The organism is Caulobacter sp. 17J80-11, from assembly GCF_014349105.1.
Classification (GTDB): Bacteria; Pseudomonadota; Alphaproteobacteria; order Caulobacterales; family Caulobacteraceae; genus 17J80-11.
In genome coordinates this window covers 152,426-169,496 of record NZ_JACSJI010000008.1, presented here as the reverse complement: position 1 = coordinate 169,496, position 17,071 = coordinate 152,426, and the positions used below count along the sequence as shown (strand labels likewise).

The window sequence follows — 17,071 nt, the reverse complement described above, 5'->3', positions numbered from 1 at the left end:
GCCGGGGCGGGCGTGCGGGCCGCGCGGGCGGCGTCGGCCTTCAGCGCGGCGCAGGCCTGGGCGCTGGCGAGCTCCGCGCCGGGCCTGCACAGCTCGTCGTAGGCGCTGGCCAGCTTGCGGGCCGGGGGCGCGGCGGCCAGGGTCAGCGGGGCCTTCACGAGCTGGGCGCCGCGGACATAGGTCAGTTCGAAGGTCGCGCCCGGCCGCTGCCCCGCCAGCCATTTGTCGAGGCTGGCCTGGTCGGGCAGGAGCACGTTCGGGCTCAGCAGGGTCTTGGGCGACTTCTGGACCGAGGCCAGCTGGTCGCCCGGGCGCAGGCCCGCCGCCGCGGCCGGGCTGCCCGGCTCCACGCTCAGCACCTCCGAGCGGAAATAAGCGGTGTTGGTGGCTCTCACCGCCGCCCCGAACCAGGCCGGCGCCGCGGCCGGCGCGGCGGCGCTCGCGGGCGCGCGGACCCCGGCGATGGCGCCGAACACGTCCGGCCCGGCCTGCGCCGTCCCCACGCCGCATCCCAGGACGGCCGCCAGCGCGACCGCCAAACCTGTCGCTCTCCGCATGAACCGCCCCCCGGCGTCTCGAATCCCCGGCGCCATCCTAGGGCACGGCCCCGCCGGGCTCCTCTGCAATATTGTAGAGGCGCGACGCTTTGTCGGCTCGGAACCGCCGGTCGGGGGAACCGTTCCGGCGGGGGCCATCCCAGAGGGCGTCATGAGTTTTCTTCAGGTTCTACAAAGGCTTTGTGCGATTGTTTCGCTCGCCGTCTTGGCTTTAGGCGGCTACCTGGTCTGGAGCTGGTGGCAGGCCGAACAGGTGATCCGGCCCTTCGGCGGGGAGCCCGGCGAGGCGCGGCTGTACTGGGGCCTGGGGCTGCTGGCTCTGAGCCTGCTGGGACGCGCGCCCGTGCTCGGCCTGCTCGCCCGCTCCGGCGCGGGCACGGCCGCCGAGCCGCTGATCGAGGCGGGGCGGGAGAGCGTGGCCGGGCCCGAAGGGGCGCGCCTGCACGTCGAAAGCTTCGGCCCGCCCGAGGCGCCGGCGATCATCCTGACCCATGGCTGGGGCCTGAGCAGCATCGAGTGGCGCGAGGCGCGCCGCCAGCTGGCCGACCGCTATCGCGTGGTGGTGTGGGACCTGCCGGGCCTGGGCCTTTCGGAAATGCCGGTCGACCGTCGCCTCGACCTGCCGCGGCTGGCGGCCGGGCTGAAGGCGGTTCTCGATCTGGAGGCCGGGCGGCCGGCCCTGCTGGTCGGCCACAGCATCGGCGGCATGATCGTGCAGGAGTTCTGCCGCCGCTATCCGCAGGCCCTGGGGCGCGAGGTTTCCGGCCTGGTGCTGGAGAACACCACCTACACCGACCCGCTGAAGACCACGGCCCTGTCGGCCGTGCTGGCCCCGCTGCAGAAGCCGCTGTTCGAGCCCCTGATGAAGCTGGACAAGGTGCTCTTCCCGCTGGTCTGGGCGATGAACTGGCAGAGCTATCTCAGCGGCTCGGCGCACCTGGCCATGCGCGTCGGCGGGTTCGGCACGCGGCCCAGCCGCGCCCAGCTGGACCGGGTGACCCGGCTGGTCACCCGCCACTCGCCGGCGGTTCAGGCCGAGGGCAATCTGGCCATGATGCGCTGGGACGCGACCGGGGCGATGGCCGGGGTCCGCTGCCCGGTGCTGCTGTTCATCGGCGGGCGGGACCTGGTCACCCGGCCGCGCGCCGGCGAGGCGATCGCCCAGCAGAACCCCGCCATCGAGGTCGCGCGCATCGATCGCGCCGGGCACATGGGGCCGGTGGAGTGCGCCGACGCCTACGACGCGCGCCTGCTCGACTTCGCCGACCGCGCCTTCACCGCCAAGGCCGTGTGGGCCGACCGCCGGGCCGGCGAGCGGGCGGCGGCCGAAGAACGGCGCGGGCAGGGCCGTCCGCAGGCGCGCGGCGAGGGCCCGCCGGCCACCCGCTAGCGCCGCTAGCCGTCTTCGCCGTCCGGGACTTTCAGCGACTCCGTCAGGGGCGGTCACGCGAGAGCGACTGACCCGCCGAGCCCAAGCGGTCAGGGAGTCCCTCAACTTACGGACACCCCCGGCGAGGAACCAACCTCGCCGTCGCAGCTTCCCACGGCGTCGCCGTGTGGACGGCGACGGTTCGCGCGTAAGCTTAGACGGCAAGCTCAAGCGTTTGTGTTTTCTGCGAGTTTTGTCGGCAAACATACAGATCGCCGGCGTGAAAAAGCGCATAATGGCCGGCCGCTCGCCAGGAGACGGCATGACCCAGATCCACCCCGAAAGCGACGTCCGGCCCTATGTGGTCCTGCGCTTTTCCGAGGGGTGGGGGATCGTCTGCCGCGGCTGGAAGGCCGGCCGGTTCTCGACCCTCGCGCAGGCGGTGCGCGCGGCCGAGCGCCTGGCCGGGGAGGCCCTGGCGCTGGGCGACCGGGTCGATCTGCTGGTCCAGTCGCCCTTCGGCGAGCTCGAACGGCGGGGGCCTGAACCGGCTGCCTGGGAGACGATCATGGAGGCGACGCCCCGGATCCCCGAGCTAAGACGACAACTGGACGCCGTGCGCCTGTTCAACGAGGCCGCGCGGCTGGACCTGGAGGGCCAGGAGGCCGCGGCCCTGCCGCTGTACCGGCGCGCGGCGCTGATGGGCCAGACCTACGCCCAGTCCAACCTCGGCGTGCTGCTGACCACGGTGGGCGGCCGCTGGCGGGCGGAAGGCGTGCGCTGGCTCAAGCGCGCCGCCTTCGCCGGCAACGCCACGGCCGCCTGGAACCTGGCCATGGAAGAGCGCCTGAGCGAGAACCGCGGCGCCTACCTGCGCTGGCTGGCCGTCGCCGCGCGGTTGGGCCACGAGGAGGCCTTGGTCGTGCAGGCCGAGATCGCGCGCCGGCGCGCCGCCGGCGAGCCGTGGTTCATGCTCAGGACCGCCCTGGTCGACGCCCTGGACGTGGCCATCGAACTGGACGAGGTGCGCGAGGGCGAGGAGACGCCCGAGGACGCCGCCGAATGGGCCGCCGGCGCCATCGGCCGCCGCTGGGCCGTGGGCCTGGACCCGGCCCAACGCGCCCGCCTGCTGCCGGTGCTGTGGGAGATGACCGCGCCCGGCCTGACCCCGCAGCGCGCGACGGAGCTGATCTACAAGCTGGTGGGGTGAGGGGCCTGAGCCCCCCCCACCGCCGTCACCCTCGGGAGCCCGAGGGTGACGGTTAGGGGGACACGCTCGGCGAACCTTCTCCCTCAAGGGGAGAAGGAGCGATCTGTGGCTCGCTAGCCGCCGGTCGTGATGGTGACCGCGCCCTTCGAGTCGCACGCGACGAACCGGTCGGTGCCGGGCCGCACGCAGGCGGGCTCGGCGCGTTCGGCCGGGCTGAGGCGGTTGAGCCGGGCCTGGTGCTCGGCCAGGGTGCGGGTCAGCTCGGGCGCGTCGCCCGGGTTGGGGAACTTGGCCAGGGTGGCGCGGTCGCGGGCGATCAGCGCTTCGATGAGTTCGCCCTTGGTCAGGGCGCGAACCTGCTTCGTCTGGGCCTGCGCGGTGGCGGCCAGGATCAGGGCGAAGGCGGGGAACACGACGCAAGCGAGGGTACGGAACGAACGGGTCATGGGGCAGGGCTCCGTGTGTCGGCGCTCCCTGCGTGGCCCGACTTCGCGGCGCCGTCAGCGCGCTTGCGCCGAAGCCCGCCGCCGGCGCGGCGAAGCCGTCTCCTGTCAGGCCTTCACGTAGACCCAGGCCGTCCCGCCGGCGCGCAGCTGAGCCTCCACCCGGCGGTAGTCGTCGACCTCGTAGTCGTCGGCGGCGGCCAGTTCGGCCGGGGTGATCAGGAACACCGTGCCCTCGACCGCGTCGTCCGGCCCGCCCGCGACCAGGATCGGGTGGCGGTCCGAGCCCGAGGCGGCGATCACGGCCGGGTCGGTGATCCGCACCCACTCCAGCCGCCAGCCGGTCAGGGCGTCGGGGCGGCCCTCCAGCCGCCGCCCGAAGGTCGACAGCTGCACCTGCGGCTGCTGCAGGGTGCCGTAGGAGAACAGGCGTTCGGTGGTGTCGGCGGTCATGGCGGTTCCCCTACAGCTTCAGGCCCAGCCGCGGTCCGATCGCGATCATGGCGAAGTACAGGCCGATGGTGACCGCGCAGCCGAAGCCCAGCGTCGGCCAGAACGGCGCGCCGCGGCGCAGCAGGGCCGGCATGATCAGGAACATCGGCAGCGAGGGCAGCACGTACCAGAAGGTGGCCTCGACGTGGGACGCCATGCGCACCGGGTCGTGGGTGTCCCGCCACAGCCACATCATGCCCATCACCGAGATCAGCGGCAGCGAGGCGACCAGGGCGCCGAAGGGCGGGCTGCGCTTGGCGATCTCCGACACCAGGGCGATGATCACGCCCGACACCGCCGCCTTGAGGATCAGGTAGTACACGCCGCCTCCGTCTGATGTGGCGCGACCTTGGCCTGATTCAGGGCGTTGTTTTAGGACGGACCGAAGCCGTCCGCCGGCCGGTTGATCCGCCGAACGTGTTCAACGTTCGTTGACATCCCAGCAAATTCGGTCAAACGGACGCGCATGAAAAAGGCCTCCGAGTACCACCAACACGCCGTCGAATGCCGCGAGCTCGCCAACCGCATGGGTGTCGGCGAACATCGCGAGCAGCTGCTGGAGATGGCGGCGACCTGGGACTCGCTGGCGCGCGAACGCGAGGCGCTGGTGCGCCGCCACCCCGAACTGGCCCAGGACGGCGAGAACGTGGAGAAGGCGTAAGAGGGCTTCAGATCCCGTCATCCCGGCCGCAGGCGCGCGCAGCGGGCCGGAGAGCCGGGACCCAGCAAGCTGGCGATTGACGCTGCTGACCCGCGCTGCGACGAGCGTGGCGCTTGCTGGGTCCCGGCTCTTCGCTGCGCTACGGCCGGGATGGCGGACGTGGAGGAGCGGCCCGCAGCCGCGCCGCGCCGGGCGGGCGGCCGGTGAGCTTCACGAAGGCGCGGCGCATGCGCTCCGGATTGCCGAAGCCGGTCTGCCGGGCGACCTGGTCCAGCGTGCCGGCGCCGGTTTCCAGGGCCGCGCGGGCGGCCTCGACCCGAAGGCGCTCGACCGCCTTGGCGGGAGCCACGCCGGTGGCCTCGGTGAAGGCGCGGGTGAACTGGCGCACGCTGAGCGCCGCCTGTTCGGCCAGCCGCTCGACCGGCAGGGGCTCGTCCAGCCGCTCGCGCGCCCAGCCCAGCAACGGCGCGAAGCGGTTGTCCGGGGCGACCATCTCCAGCAGGGCGGAGTGCTGTGACTGGCCGCCCGGGCGGCGGTGATAAACCACCAGCTTGCGCGCGGTCTGGCGGGCGACCGCCTCGCCGTAGTCGCGCCCCACCATCGCCAGCGCCAGGTCGACCCCGGCCAGCACCCCGGCCGAGCTCCACACCCCGCGGTCCTCGACGAAGATGCTGTCCTCGTCCACGCGCACGCCGGGATGGCGGCGCTTCAGGCCGGCGGTGGCCAGCCAGTGGGTGGCGGCGCGGCGGCCCTCCAGCACGCCGGCGGCGGCCAGCACGAAGGCGCCGGAGCAGACGCTGGCCACCCGCCGCCCGGCTTCGGCCGCTTCGGCGACCGCGCGCTGCAGGTCCGCGTCGGCCGCCCGTTCGTGGGCCAGCTCGGCGCCCGGCACGATCAGGGTGTCGCACAGCTTCGCCTCGGCCAGGGGGACGGTCGCCACCGTCAGGCCGCCGGAGCTGCGCACCAGCCCGCCGGCCACCGAGGCGAAGGTGACGGCGTAGGCGCCGCCGTAGTCGCCGGCGATCTCGAACACTGCGGCCGGCCCGGTGGCGTCCAGGATCTGGAAGCCGTCGTAGAGCAGGAAGGTGATCCGGTGCATCCAGGCTGCGTCCTGAAACGTGGGAACAACGTCCTTTAGGCCGCGCGCGGGCGGGCGTAGTCAAGCCCCGCCAAAGAGGACGCCTCGATGATGACCAGACGAACCCTGATCGCCGCCGCGGCCGGCGTGGCCGCCGCCGGCGCCGCCCAAGCGCAGGACGGGAAAGCCAAGGCCGCCGACGCGCGCGAGCTCGCCGCCCGCATTCCCGGCCTGAAGCTGACCGGCCGCGAGCAGATCGCCATGCTGCTCTATCCCGGCTTCACGGCCCTGGATTTCGCCGGCCCCTACCACTTCCTGGGGAGCATGCCCGGCGCCAAGGTGCACCTGGTGACCAACCAGGCGGACCTTAAGCCCGTGCCCAGCGACATGGGCATGGCCATCCAGCCGACCACCACCATGAAGGACTGCCCCGAGGACCTGACCGTGCTGTTCACCCCCGGCGGCACGGCCGGCACGGTGGCGGCGGCGCGCGATCCGACGACGGTGGCCTTCATGGCCGACCGGGCCGCGCGCGCCGAGTACGTGACCAGCGTCTGCAGCGGCTCGCTGATCCTGGGCGCGGCCGGCGTGCTGCAGGGCCGGCGCGCCACCTCGCACTGGTCGGCGGTGCCGCTGCTGGCCCAGTTCGGGGCCATCCCCCAGCGCCAGCGCGTGGTGCGCGACGACAACGTCATCACCGGGGCGGGCGTGTCGGCCGGTCTGGACTTCGGCTCGGCCCTGGTGGCGGAGCTGCGCGGCCAGCCCTTCGCCGAGGCCGCCGTGCTGGTGGCCGAATACGACCCGGAGCCGCCGATCGCCGGCGGCTCGATCGAGACCGCCCGGCCGGAGATCCGGCAACTGATGGAGGGCAGCCTGGCGGCCTTCGTGGCCGAGGCCCGCACCCTGAGGCCGCTGGCGTGAGCGGCGTGAGCGTCCGCGCCTTCGAGGAGGCCGACCGGGCGGCGTGTCAGCGCATCGCCGCGGCCGCGGCGCTCAGCTCCTACGGCGCGCGCATGCCCGAACGCGCCGGCCGGTTCACGCCGGAGGCGCCGCTGGAACCGGCCGAGGTGCGGCTGGTGGCGGTGGCGGACGGAGAGGTCGCAGGCCTGGTCGAACTGATCGGGGCCCACGTCGCCAACCTGTTCGTCGATCCGGCGCGGCAGGGGCGGGGGATCGGCTCGGCCCTGCTGGCGGCGGCGGAGGCGCGCGTCGCCGGCGACGTGACCCTGTCGGTGTTCACGGTGAACCCCGACGCGCGCCGGCTGTACGAGCGGCTGGGCTACGTGGTCGAGGGCCGGCGCGAGATCAGTTTCGCCGGCGCTCCAGCCGAGGTCTGGCGCATGCGCAAGCTGAGGACGCCGCCCTACCGGCTGGTGATCTTCGACTTCGACGGGACGCTCGCCGACAGCGCCGAGTGGATGATCGGGGTGCTGAACCAGGTGGCGGTTCGCTACGGCTTCCGCACCGCCGACGCGGCCGAGATCGAGCGCCTGCGCGGCCGCTCCAGCCGCCAGATCGTGAAAGCCCTGGGCGTGCCGGCCTGGAAGCTGCCGGCCATCGCGAAGCACATGCGCGCCTTAAGCGCCGAGGCGCCCGCGCCGCTGTTCCCCGGCGTGCCGGCCTTGCTGGAGCGGCTGGCGGCGGCCGGCGTGGAGACGGCGGTGGTCAGCTCCAACGCCGAGGCCAACGTGCGCCGCGCGCTGGGGCCGGCGGCGGCGACGGTCGGGCGGTTCGCCTGCGAGGCCGCGATGTTCGGCAAGGCGCGCAAGCTGGCCGGCGTGGTGCGCGCGGCCGGCGTGCCGCGCGGCCAGGTGCTCAGCGTCGGCGACGAGACCCGAGACGTGGAGGCGGCCCGCAAGGCCGGGCTGGCGAGCGCGGCGGTGACGTGGGGCTACGCCACGGAAAAGGCGCTGGCCGCGGCCCGTCCGGACCGCATGTTCCGCCGACTGGACGACCTGGCCGCGGTGCTGGCGCCGGGGTGAGGGGGCGTGCGGCTTTGCATTCTTGTTCCGTCATCCCGGCCGTAGGCCCGCGCAGCGGGCCGGAGAGCCGGGACCCAGCAAGCTCGACCTGAACGCCGCGGATCCGCGCTGCAACTAGCCACGCGCTGGCTGGGTCCCGGCTCTCCGCTGCGCTTCGCTCCGCTGCGGCCGGGATGACGGGATGGTTGGGGCGTCGCTTCTCAGCGCTCCCGCACGATCTTCCCGCCCTTCATCACGAACACCGGCTTCCCCGCGGCGGTGATGTCCGTCGTCGGATCGCCCTGCACGGCCACCAGGTCGGCGTAGAGCCCGGGCTTCACCTTGCCGACCCGGTCCTGCCAGCCCAGCACCCGCGCGTTCACGGCGGTGGCGGCGGTGAGCGCCTCGGCCGGGGTCATGCCCTCGCGGACCATCCAGTTGAGCTCGCGGGCGCTGTCGCCGTGGCGGAAGACGCCGACGTCGGAGCCCAGGCCGATGACGACGCCCAGCTTGCGCGCGGTGTGGAAGGCCTTGTCGGCCGCGGCCATGTCGTCGGTGGGCGGGCTTTTGCCGGCGACGTAGCCCTGGAAGTACTGGCCGTAGGCCTCGTGGGCCGTCAGGGTCGGCATCCAGGCCACGCCCTTCTCGGCCATCAGGCGGAAGGTGGCCTCGCTGACGTACTGGCCGTGCTCGATGGTGTCGACGCCGGCGAGGGTCGCGCGGCGCGCGCCCTCGTCGGTGGAGGCGTGGGCGGCGACGGGGCGCTTCAGGTCATGGGCGGCGGCGACCAGGGCCTTCAGCTCCTCCAGCGAGAAGGTGGCCATCGGCTCGCCGTTCGGGCCGACACGATAGTCGGCGTAGACCTTGATCCAGTCGGCCCCGTCGGCGGCCTGTTCGCGCACGGCCGCCACGATCTCGTCGACGCCGGAGACCTCCTGCGCCCCCTGCGGCGGGTCGAAGTCGCCGCTGTAGTTCTTCCGGGCCGGGCCGTAGGCGCCGCGCGCGACGATGGCGCGGCCGGCGATGGCCAGGCGCGGGCCCTCGATCATGCCGGAGTCGATGGCGCGCTTCAGCGACAGGTCGGCGTTCCCGGCGCCCTCGGTGCCGAGGTCGCGCTCGGCGGTGAAGCCCGACTGCAGGGTGGCCTGCGCCTGGGCCCCGGCGCGCAGGGTGCGGGTGGCGAGCGTCTCCTTCAGCACCTGATCGTCCCAGCGGGTCTCGTCGTAGGGGTGCAGGAACAGGTGCGAGTGGGCGTCGATCAGGCCGGGCAGCAGGGTGGTGCCGGGCAGGTCGACGACGCGGGCGCCGGCCGGCGCCGCGATCTGCGCGGCCGGGCCGACGGCGGCGATCCTGTCGCCGGTGACCAGCACCGCCCAGCCGGCGTGCGCCTGGCCGTCCTCGGCGGTGAACACCCGGTCGGGCCTGAGCAGCGTGCTGGCCGGCTCGGCCGCGCGGGCGGGGGCGCTGATCGCGAGGGCGGCGGCGGCAGCCGCGAGAAGGCGTCGCACGACGGCGGTCTCCGGAAGGTTCGTACCCCGTATGGCGGAGCGGAGCCCTCCAGATCAATCCGCCGTGCATTTCAGCGTCACCCTCGGGCCTGTCCCGAGGGCCCAGTCCTCCGGTTCGCAAAGCCGTCAGGGCGGGGCGCCAGCTGAACGCTGGGCCCTCGGGACAAGCCCGAGGGTGACGACAGGGGGCTAGCGCCCGTAGATCCGGTCCAGCGTCTCCGCCACCGCGACCAGCCGTTCGGCCTGAGGGTCGTACCGCTCGCCGGCCGCCAGCCTCTGGGCCCAGGCGACGGCGGCGCGGCCGCCCCAGGCGTCGGGCGGGGCGCACAGGGCCTCGCGTTTGGGGCCCTCGCAGCGCCAGGCTTCGAAGTCGTAGAACGAGCCGCCGACATTGCTCAGCTCGGCCCCGCCGCCGGTCCCGTACAGCGCCGCGGAGATGGCCGCGTCGCGCCCGGCCGGCAGGTTCCAGGAGCAGGCCAGCCGCACGCTGACCCCGCCCGCCAACGCCAGTTCGGCGGTGGCGTAGTCCTCCACGCAGGTGCGGCCGCCCAGCGGTTCGCCGGCGGCGTAGAGCCGGCCGCGCACGGTCTGGACCGAGGGGAAGTCCAGCGTCCACAGGGCCAGGTCGACCAGGTGGACGCCCAGGTCCATCACGCAGCCGCCGCCCGACAGGGCCGGGTCGTAGAACCACGGCTTGTCCGGCCCGTAGGCGTTGTGGAAGGTCAGGTCGGCGGCATAGACGCGGCCCAGCGCGCCGTCGCGGACCAGCTCGCGCACCCGCCGCGCGGCCTCGGTGAAGCGGTAGGAGAGGTCGACCTCGAGCAGGCGGTCGGCGGCGCGGGCGGCGCCCACCACCGCGCGGACCTCGTCGGCGGTGCGGCCCAGCGGCTTCTGGCAGAAGACGGCGCAGCCGGCGGCGAGCGCCTGGAGCGCCTGCTCGGCGTGCAGCGCGCTGGGGGTGGCGACGACGATCCCGTCCAGGTCCAGGTCGAGCAGCTCGTCCAGGCCCTCGACCGCCGCGCAGCCGGCCTGACGGGCGGCCTTTTCGGCGGCGTCGGGCGAAGCGTCGGCGACGGCGACGGCCTGGACCGCGCCGGCGTCGATCATGGCCTGCATGCGGTGCCGGCCGATCCAGCCGACGCCGAGGAAGCCGACGCGGGGGCGGGTCATGCCAGCGTCACCACCGCCTTCATGAACCCCTCGGGCCTATCCCGCGCGGCGTTGAGCGCGTCGGCCAGGCGCTCCAGCGGGTAGGCGTGGGTGAGCAGGGGGTCGGGATCCAGCCGCCCGGACGCCACCGCCTCGACCGCTTCCTTCAGGCCGCGCACGGCCACGGCCGGGTCGCGCTCGTGGGCGTTGATGACGTCGAAGCCGCGCCAGTTCCACAGCTGCATGTTCACCTGGCGCGGGCCGTCCTGGTGATAGCCGGCGATCACGAGGCGCCCGCCCTCGCGGGTCAGTTCGGCGGCCAGGTCCAACGGCCACTGCTTTCCGGCGGCCTCGATGACGCGGTCGCAGAAGGCGCCGCCGGTCAGCTCGCGCACCTGTTCGATGACGGTGTGGCGGCCCTCCATGCCGAGGGCCTCGACCGCGCCCATGGCCCGCGCGGTCTTCAGGGCGCCCGGCCGGCGCGAAATGGCGATCACCCGCGCGCCGGCCTCAGTGGCCAGCCGGGTCAGCACCGCGCCCAGATAGCCGATCCCGACGATCGCCACGGTCTGGCCGGGCTGGATGTCGCTGCGGCGGAAGATGTTCATGGCGCAGCCCAGCGGCTCGCCGGGGAAGGCGCGTCCGTCCAGGCTGGCGGGCAGGGCCACGACGTTCGAAGCCTCGGCCAGGTCGTATTCGGCGTAGGCGTTGTAGCTGAGCGCCGCGACCCGCTGGCCGGGCTTGAGGTCGTCCACGCCGTCGCCGACCGCGTCGATCACGCCCCAGCCCTCGTGGCCGAGCGCGCCGGGGGCCGTCGGGAACTCCATCCACGGCGGGCCTTCCCAGGGCGTCAGGTTCGACGCGCACACGCCGCAGCCCTCCAGACGCAGGCGCACCTGGCCGGGGCCGGGCTCGGGTCTGGGCACCTTGGCGGTGTGCAGCTTGCCTGGCCCCGTCAGCACCGCCGCCCGCATGGTCGCCGCTCGCGCCTGCGCCCCGTCCATCGCCGCTCTCCCTCGCCGTGCGAGGGTGAACCGTGACGGTGGGGCGAGGTTCCCGCGGGTGAACCCGACGCGCTTCCCCGCAGCCGATCAGCCCTTCGGCCGGGTGAACTCCGCCTCGATCTGCATCTCCACCTCGTCGCCGACGCCGAAGGTGGAGCCCTTGGCCGGGACGCCGTAGCTGATCCCGAAGTCGGAGCGGTTCAGCGCGCCGGTGGCCGAGAAGCCGATGCGCGCGCCCGACGGGTCCATGGCGTGGCTGGCGTAGCCGCCGTTGAACTTCGCCTTCAGCGTCACCGGCCTGGTCACCCCGTGCAGGGTCAGGTCGCCGGTCACCTCGGCGGTGTCGGGGCTGGTCGGCTCGACCTTGGTGGTCCGGAAGCTGATGGCCGGATAGCGGGCCGCGTCCAGCCAGTCCGGCCCGGTCAGCTGGGCGTCGAAGTCGGGCTCGGGGAGGGGATAGTCGGTCTCCAGCGAGCGCGGATCCACCGTGGCGCTCACCCGCGAGGCGGCGGGGTTTTTCGGGTCCAGCTCCAGCGTGGCGTCCAGCTTGGTGAAGCGGGCGGTGTAGTGGGACATGCCCAGGTGATTGACCCGGAACACCAGCGAGGCGTGGGCGGGGTCCAGCTTGTAGGTCCCGGCCGGGACGTCGGTCTTCACCGGCTCGGGCGTGCGGTGGCAGGCGGACAGCGCCAGGACGGCGGCGGCGAGCAGGAGCGGGCGGACGGCGACGGGCATCGAGCGGGGGCCTCTCTGGACGAACAGCGCTACTTTACCCTTCTCCCCTTGAGGGAGAAGGAGGGACCCGCGCACCGGAGCCCGAAGGGCGGAGGTCAGTGCGGGAGGATGAGGGGTCTCGCTGGCGCAGGCCGATCTCCGGCAGGTTTTGGCGCCGGGTTCCGGAGGGTTCGCGCGACCCCTCATCCTCCCGCGCAGCCCCCCGCGTGCCGCTCCGGGGCGCGGGCTCCGTCCTTCTCCCTCAAGGGGAGAAGGCGAAAAAGTTCGAACGGCGGTGTCGGAATGGACGGCGCTCGTACGTTCCTGTGCTCGACCGCTCAGCAGAGGAGCCGCCCCATGCAGCAGATCCACCCCTTCCTGTGGTTCGAAGGCCAGGCCGAGGAGGCCATGAACTTCTACGTCTCGATCTTCCCCAATTCGAAGGTGATCAAGGTCATGCGCTACGGCGACGCCGGGCCGGGGCCGAAGGGCGCGGTGATGCTGTGCGTGTTCGAGCTGGACGGCCAGGTGTTCAACGCCCTGAACGGCCGCCCCGCGGGGTTCGGCTTTTCCGACGCGGTCTCCTTCACGGTCAACTGCGAGACGCAAGCGGAGGTCGACCGCTTCTGGGACGCCCTGGTCGCCGGCGGCGGCCAGCACAGCCAGTGCGGCTGGCTGAGGGACAAGTTCGGCGTCGCCTGGCAGGTCACCCCGATCCAGATCCGGGACACCGTCGGCGGCGACGACCCGGCCGGCGCGCGCCGGGCGATGGAGGCGATGATGCAGATGACCAAGCTCGACATCGCGAAGCTGGAGAAGGCTTACGCGGGGGAATAGCACCGCAGGGGTCCGAGGTCCGTCACCCTCGGGCTTGTCCCGAGGGCCCAGTGTTCAGCTCGCACTCAGTCCTGAAGACTTCGCGCACCGGATGACTGGGCCCTCGGGACAAGCCCGAGGGTGACGAGTGGTGGGCGGTCGACAGGCGTGTTTACACCGTACACAGCCCCGTGTACGGTGTACGCATGACCGCCCGCGACCGCCTGTTCGCCGCCGCCCGCGCGCTCTTCGAAAGCGAAGGGCTGGAGGGCCTGTCGATCCGCGAAGTGGGGCGGCGCGCCGGCATGTCGGCCATGGCCATCTACCGGCACTTTCCCGACAAGGACGCCCTGGTCGACGCCCTGATGGACGACGGCTTTCAGGCCTGGGAGGCGATCGCGCTGGCGATCGACACCGACGATCCGGTCGAGTGGCTCACGCGGCTGATCGGCGCTTACCGCGACTTCGCCCTGGAGCAGCCGCACAAGTTCGACGCCACGTTTCTGCTGCCCGCCCGCAAGGCGCGCACCTTTCCCGAGGACGCGAACCGCTCGCCGGTGTTCGGCCTGATGATGGCGAAGGTCGAGGCGGCGCAGGGGCGGGGGCGGATGCGCCCGGCCCCGGCGCTGGAGGTGGCGCTCTTGCTGTCCGCCCTGGCCCAGGGGCTGGTCTCCATGCAGCGGGCCCGGCGGTTCGCGAGCGAGGCGCAGTTTCGCGCCAGCTATGACGCGTCCATGGCCACGGCGTTCGAAAGTCTTCTGACAAATCAGACGGATGGGGTGGGGTGATGAAGCTTGTTCTGAAGCTGGTCGGCGCCGCGCTGGCGCTCGTCGTCCTGGCCGTCGCCAGCCTGGCCGCGAGCCTGCTGCTGAGCGCGCGCACGCCGCAGACGCCGGTCGGCATGACCCGGGTGCTGGCCCCCGACCCGGGCCACGCCGCCGTTCCGGTGACGCTGTACTATCCGACCGAGGCGAAGCCGAAGCTGACCTGGATGGGGACGGGCTTCGCGCGGCTGGCCCCGGGCGGGGCGGTCGCGCCGGGCGCCCACCCGCTGGTGGTGATCACCCACGGCACCGGCGCCGGCCCGGTCAGCCATATCGACACCGCGCTCGCCCTGGCCGAGGCCGGCTATGTCGTCGCCGCGCCCATGCACCCGGGCGACAACTACCAGGACCAGAGCGCGGTCGGCACGGCCGCCTGGTTCCCCGACCGCGCCCGCCAGGTGGTGCGGGTCAACGACTTCCTGCTGGGCGCCTGGAAGGACCGCGCCCGGCTGGACCCGGCCCGGGTGGGCGTGTTCGGCTTCTCGGCCGGCGGCACGACGGCGCTGATCGTGGCCGGCGGCACGCCGGACCTGGCCAGCATCGCGGCGCACTGCCGCCAGACGCCGGAGTTCGCCTGCCAGCTGATGAAGCCGGACCTTACGGCGCCGCAGAGCTGGACCCACGACGCGCGCGTCCGCGCCGCGGTGGTGGCGGCGCCGGGCGTCGGCTTCGCCTTCGCGCCGGACGGCCTGAAGAACGTGAGGGCGCCGGTGCAGCTGTGGACCGGCGCGGCCGACACCTCCGTGCCGACGGCCACCAACGCCGGCCTGGTGCGCGACCAGCTGCCGGAGGCGGAGTTCCACACCGTCATGCGGGCCGGTCACTTCGCCTTTCTGGCCCCGTGCGGGCCGGCCGGCGTGCTGCTGCCGCCCATGCTGTGCCGCGACCCCGAGGGCTTCGACCGCACGGCGTTCCACAAGTCGTTCAACAGGCAGGTGGTGGCGTTCTTCGACCGCACGCTGGGCGAATGACCCCTCTCCCAGAGGCCTGTTGCGACATGCCGCCGCCAAAACTCCGTATGCCCCGACGAACGTCGGGGCCCAGGTGAAACCCACTGACGTCGCTGATGTATCTGGGTCCCGACTTTCGTCGGGACATACGGACTTCAAGCGCAGAGCAAAGCTTGCAACGTCCCGTAGCGACCGGGAGAGGGATCACCCCTTCGCCACCAGCACGATGATGTTCACCGCCAGCGCCACCAGCACCGTGTTGACGAAGAACGACACGATTCCGTGGGCGACGGTCAGGGCGCGCAGGGGGCTGGTCTCGACGCTGACGTCGGAGACCTGGGCGGTCATGCCGACCGTGAACGAGTAGTAGAGGAAGTCGACCGCGCCGGGCTCGGGCGTGCCGGGGAAGGCCAACCCGCCGGGCCGCCGCTTCGAATAGTAGGCGTGGGCGTAGTGGAAGGCGCCGACCGTGTGCAGGGTCAGCCAGCCCAGCGGCACGCTGGCGATCGAGACCAGCAGGCGAAAGGCGCCGGGCCGCTCGGGGCTGTTCAGCAGGGCGAAGATGGCGCCCAGGCTCAGGCCCACGACCGCCAGCGTGATCAGGGTGATCAGCACGATGCCGTCGTCGTCCAGCCGGGCGCGGTCCATGAACATCGCGCCCCTGGCCCGCGCCATCATCAGCCCCATGGCCGTCAGGTGGGCGGCGAAGAACACGTCGCCGGCGAGGACCAGCCTGAGCGCGCGCTCCAGCCCCGGCGTCGCCAGCCAAACGACCACGCCCAGCAGGGCCGAGGCGTAGAAGCGGATGTGGCGGACGAAGAGGTTCTTGCGCGAGGCCATGGCGCTAAGAAAACGGCCGGGGCGCGGCTTCTTTCCCTTCTCCCAGAGGGAGAAGGAGGGGCCCGCGCGACGCGCGGGAGGATGAGGGGTCAGGGCCGGCGGCGGCCTTGGCGCGCCTGATCCTGCACGCTCCCGTGTCCCTCACCCTCCCACGTCGCTCCGCGACGCGGGTCCCTCCCTCTCCCGACCGGGAGAGGGAAAGCCTACTCCGCCGCCGCCTGCGCTTCCGCCCGGGCGGGGGCGCGCAGCACCGGCAGGGCGATCAGCAGGGCGATCACCCCGCACGCCGCGATGGCGACGACCATCGGCAGCGGCGTCCCGTCGGCGAACAGGCCGGCCAGCGTCATCAGGGCGGCGCCGACCAACAGGTGGGTCGCGCCCATCAGCGCCGAGGCGGCGCCGGCGATCTCGCCGTGCGGCTCCATGGAGATGACCGCGGTGGTCGGCACCACCAGGCCCAGGAAGCCGTAGGCGACGAACAGCAGGGCGGCCATCACCCACAGCTGCTGGGCGCCCAGCGCCATGACCGCGGCCAGCAGCACCAGGGTGGCGGCGAAGCCCGCGACCGCCCCGCGCGTGGTCGCCGCCATGCCGAAGCGGCGCGCCAGGCGGGCGGTGAACTGGGCCGCGCCGAAGAAGCCGACCGCGTTCAGCGCGAAGCACAGGCTGTACTGGACGGGGCTCAGGCCGTACGCGCCGGTCAGCACGAAGGGCGACTGGGCCAGGTAGATGAAGAAGGCCGAGACGCCGACCCCGCCGACCAGGGTCAGGCCCATGAACTGCGGATCGACGAGCAACTGACGGTAGGCGCCGATCGCGCCGGCCCAGCTGGACCCGGCGCGGGCGTGGGCCGGCCGGGTCTCCGGCAGGGCGAACCAGGCCAGGCCCAGCCCCAGGAGCGACAGGGCCGCCACCGTCCAGAACACCGCGCGCCAGCCGACCGCCTGGATGATCCAGCTGCCCGCCAGGGGCGCCAGGATGGGGGAGATGCTGACCACCAGCATCAGCATGGACATCAGCCGGGCGGCCTCATGGCCGGTGTGCAGGTCGCGCACGACGGCGCGCGGCACCACCATGCCGGCGCAGGCGCCCAGCGCCTGCAGCACGCGGAAGCCGACCAACGCCTCGACGTTGGGGGCCAGCGCGCAGCCGACGCTGCCGATCGCGAACAGGATAAGGCCGGCATAGACCGGCGGCTTGCGCCCGATCATGTCCGACAGCGGCCCGTAGCCCAGCTGGCAAAGCCCGATGGTCAGGAAGTAGGCGGTCAGGGTCATCTGCACGGCCGCGGCGTCGGCGTTCAGCGACGCGCCGATCGAGGGCAGGGCGGACAGGTACATGTCGACCGCGAACGGGCCGACGGCGGTGATCAGGCCCAGCACGAGGGCGGTCTTGAGGAATTGGCGGGCCATGGGGCTTTCGCTTGGACACGAGGGGGCGGCCCCGAGGACGAACGGGGCGGCGCCGCTGCGACAGACGTCGCGCGGGCGGAGGG

19 protein-coding genes are annotated in these 17,071 nt (G+C 73.0%); 8 read left to right on the top strand and 11 right to left on the bottom strand.

Annotated elements, in window-relative coordinates:
* On the bottom strand, positions 1-557 hold a 557-nt coding region (locus tag H8B08_RS10680), incomplete at its 3' end, for a PDZ domain-containing protein (protein ID WP_187450179.1).
* Between the two features lie 151 nt (positions 558-708).
* Here H8B08_RS10680 and H8B08_RS10675 point away from each other — a divergent pair.
* Both H8B08_RS10675 and H8B08_RS10670 read left to right on the top strand, forming a co-directional pair.
* Positions 709-1,947 carry an alpha/beta fold hydrolase gene (locus H8B08_RS10675; protein ID WP_187450178.1) on the top strand — a complete coding sequence of 413 codons (1,239 nt, stop codon included), beginning with the start codon at positions 709-711 and terminating at the stop codon, positions 1,945-1,947.
* A gap of 301 nt (positions 1,948-2,248) precedes the next feature.
* The gene (locus H8B08_RS10670) at positions 2,249-3,136 is read left to right on the top strand and encodes a hypothetical protein (protein ID WP_187450177.1); all 888 of its coding nucleotides are present in this window, start codon (positions 2,249-2,251) and stop codon (positions 3,134-3,136) included.
* Between the two features lie 113 nt (positions 3,137-3,249).
* On the opposite strand, the gene H8B08_RS10665 is transcribed toward H8B08_RS10670, so the two are convergent.
* From H8B08_RS10665 to H8B08_RS10655, 3 genes are all read right to left on the bottom strand, one after another.
* On the bottom strand, positions 3,250-3,582 hold the full coding sequence (locus H8B08_RS10665; protein ID WP_187450176.1) for a hypothetical protein: 333 nt from the start codon (positions 3,580-3,582) through the stop codon (positions 3,250-3,252).
* Between the two features lie 105 nt (positions 3,583-3,687).
* Complete coding sequence (locus tag H8B08_RS10660; RefSeq protein ID WP_187450175.1) at positions 3,688-4,032, bottom strand: gamma-glutamylcyclotransferase family protein; 345 nt, start codon at positions 4,030-4,032, stop codon at positions 3,688-3,690.
* A gap of 10 nt (positions 4,033-4,042) precedes the next feature.
* Positions 4,043-4,393, bottom strand: coding sequence for a DUF3147 family protein (locus tag H8B08_RS10655; RefSeq protein WP_187450174.1), 351 nt, complete (start codon positions 4,391-4,393; stop codon positions 4,043-4,045).
* A 144-nt stretch (positions 4,394-4,537) separates the two neighbouring features.
* Here H8B08_RS10655 and H8B08_RS10650 point away from each other — a divergent pair, with 144 nt between their 5' ends.
* Complete coding sequence (locus H8B08_RS10650; protein WP_187450173.1) at positions 4,538-4,732, top strand: hypothetical protein; 195 nt, start codon at positions 4,538-4,540, stop codon at positions 4,730-4,732.
* A gap of 139 nt (positions 4,733-4,871) precedes the next feature.
* On the opposite strand, the gene H8B08_RS10645 is transcribed toward H8B08_RS10650, so the two are convergent.
* Complete coding sequence (locus H8B08_RS10645) at positions 4,872-5,831, bottom strand: GlxA family transcriptional regulator (RefSeq protein WP_187450172.1); 960 nt, start codon at positions 5,829-5,831, stop codon at positions 4,872-4,874.
* Between the two features lie 87 nt (positions 5,832-5,918).
* Between H8B08_RS10645 and H8B08_RS10640 the strand changes: the two genes are divergently transcribed.
* Both H8B08_RS10640 and H8B08_RS10635 read left to right on the top strand, forming a co-directional pair.
* Positions 5,919-6,731 (top strand): DJ-1/PfpI family protein, encoded by an 813-nt coding sequence (locus tag H8B08_RS10640; protein WP_187450171.1) that lies wholly within the window; start codon positions 5,919-5,921, stop codon positions 6,729-6,731.
* A complete protein-coding gene (locus H8B08_RS10635) occupies positions 6,728-7,792 on the top strand; it encodes a GNAT family N-acetyltransferase (protein WP_187450170.1) in 1,065 nt (354 codons plus the stop codon). The genes H8B08_RS10640 and H8B08_RS10635 overlap by 4 nt, the downstream gene beginning before the upstream one ends.
* A 200-nt stretch (positions 7,793-7,992) precedes the next feature.
* On the opposite strand, the gene H8B08_RS10630 is transcribed toward H8B08_RS10635, so the two are convergent.
* From H8B08_RS10630 to H8B08_RS10615, 4 genes are all read right to left on the bottom strand, one after another.
* On the bottom strand, positions 7,993-9,279 hold the full coding sequence (locus H8B08_RS10630; protein WP_187450169.1) for an amidohydrolase family protein: 1,287 nt from the start codon (positions 9,277-9,279) through the stop codon (positions 7,993-7,995).
* A 189-nt stretch (positions 9,280-9,468) separates the two neighbouring features.
* Positions 9,469-10,449, bottom strand: coding sequence for a Gfo/Idh/MocA family protein (locus tag H8B08_RS10625; RefSeq protein ID WP_187450168.1), 981 nt, complete (start codon positions 10,447-10,449; stop codon positions 9,469-9,471).
* Positions 10,446-11,432, bottom strand: a complete 987-nt coding sequence (locus tag H8B08_RS10620) for a zinc-binding dehydrogenase (protein ID WP_187450167.1) — start codon at positions 11,430-11,432, stop codon at positions 10,446-10,448. Before H8B08_RS10620 ends, H8B08_RS10625 begins: the two co-directional genes overlap by 4 nt.
* A gap of 87 nt (positions 11,433-11,519) precedes the next feature.
* Positions 11,520-12,167, bottom strand: coding sequence for a YceI family protein (locus H8B08_RS10615; protein ID WP_187450166.1), 648 nt, complete (start codon positions 12,165-12,167; stop codon positions 11,520-11,522).
* 336 nt (positions 12,168-12,503) lie between these two features.
* Between H8B08_RS10615 and H8B08_RS10610 the strand changes: the two genes are divergently transcribed.
* From H8B08_RS10610 to H8B08_RS10600, 3 genes are all read left to right on the top strand, one after another.
* Positions 12,504-12,983: a VOC family protein gene (locus H8B08_RS10610; protein ID WP_187450165.1), complete on the top strand. Its 480-nt coding sequence runs from the start codon at positions 12,504-12,506 to the stop codon at positions 12,981-12,983.
* Between the two features lie 185 nt (positions 12,984-13,168).
* A complete protein-coding gene (locus H8B08_RS10605; protein ID WP_187450164.1) occupies positions 13,169-13,750 on the top strand; it encodes a TetR/AcrR family transcriptional regulator in 582 nt (193 codons plus the stop codon).
* On the top strand, positions 13,750-14,757 hold the full coding sequence (locus H8B08_RS10600; RefSeq protein WP_187450163.1) for a dienelactone hydrolase family protein: 1,008 nt from the start codon (positions 13,750-13,752) through the stop codon (positions 14,755-14,757). The genes H8B08_RS10605 and H8B08_RS10600 overlap by 1 nt, the downstream gene beginning before the upstream one ends.
* Positions 14,758-14,940: 183 nt before the next feature.
* On the opposite strand, the gene H8B08_RS10595 is transcribed toward H8B08_RS10600, so the two are convergent.
* Together H8B08_RS10595 and H8B08_RS10590 are read right to left on the bottom strand one after the other, a co-directional pair.
* A complete protein-coding gene (locus H8B08_RS10595) occupies positions 14,941-15,576 on the bottom strand; it encodes a DUF1345 domain-containing protein (RefSeq protein WP_187450162.1) in 636 nt (211 codons plus the stop codon).
* A 203-nt stretch (positions 15,577-15,779) separates the two neighbouring features.
* Positions 15,780-16,988 carry a multidrug effflux MFS transporter gene (locus H8B08_RS10590; RefSeq protein WP_187450161.1) on the bottom strand — a complete coding sequence of 403 codons (1,209 nt, stop codon included), beginning with the start codon at positions 16,986-16,988 and terminating at the stop codon, positions 15,780-15,782.
* Positions 16,989-17,071: the final 83 nt, after the last annotated feature.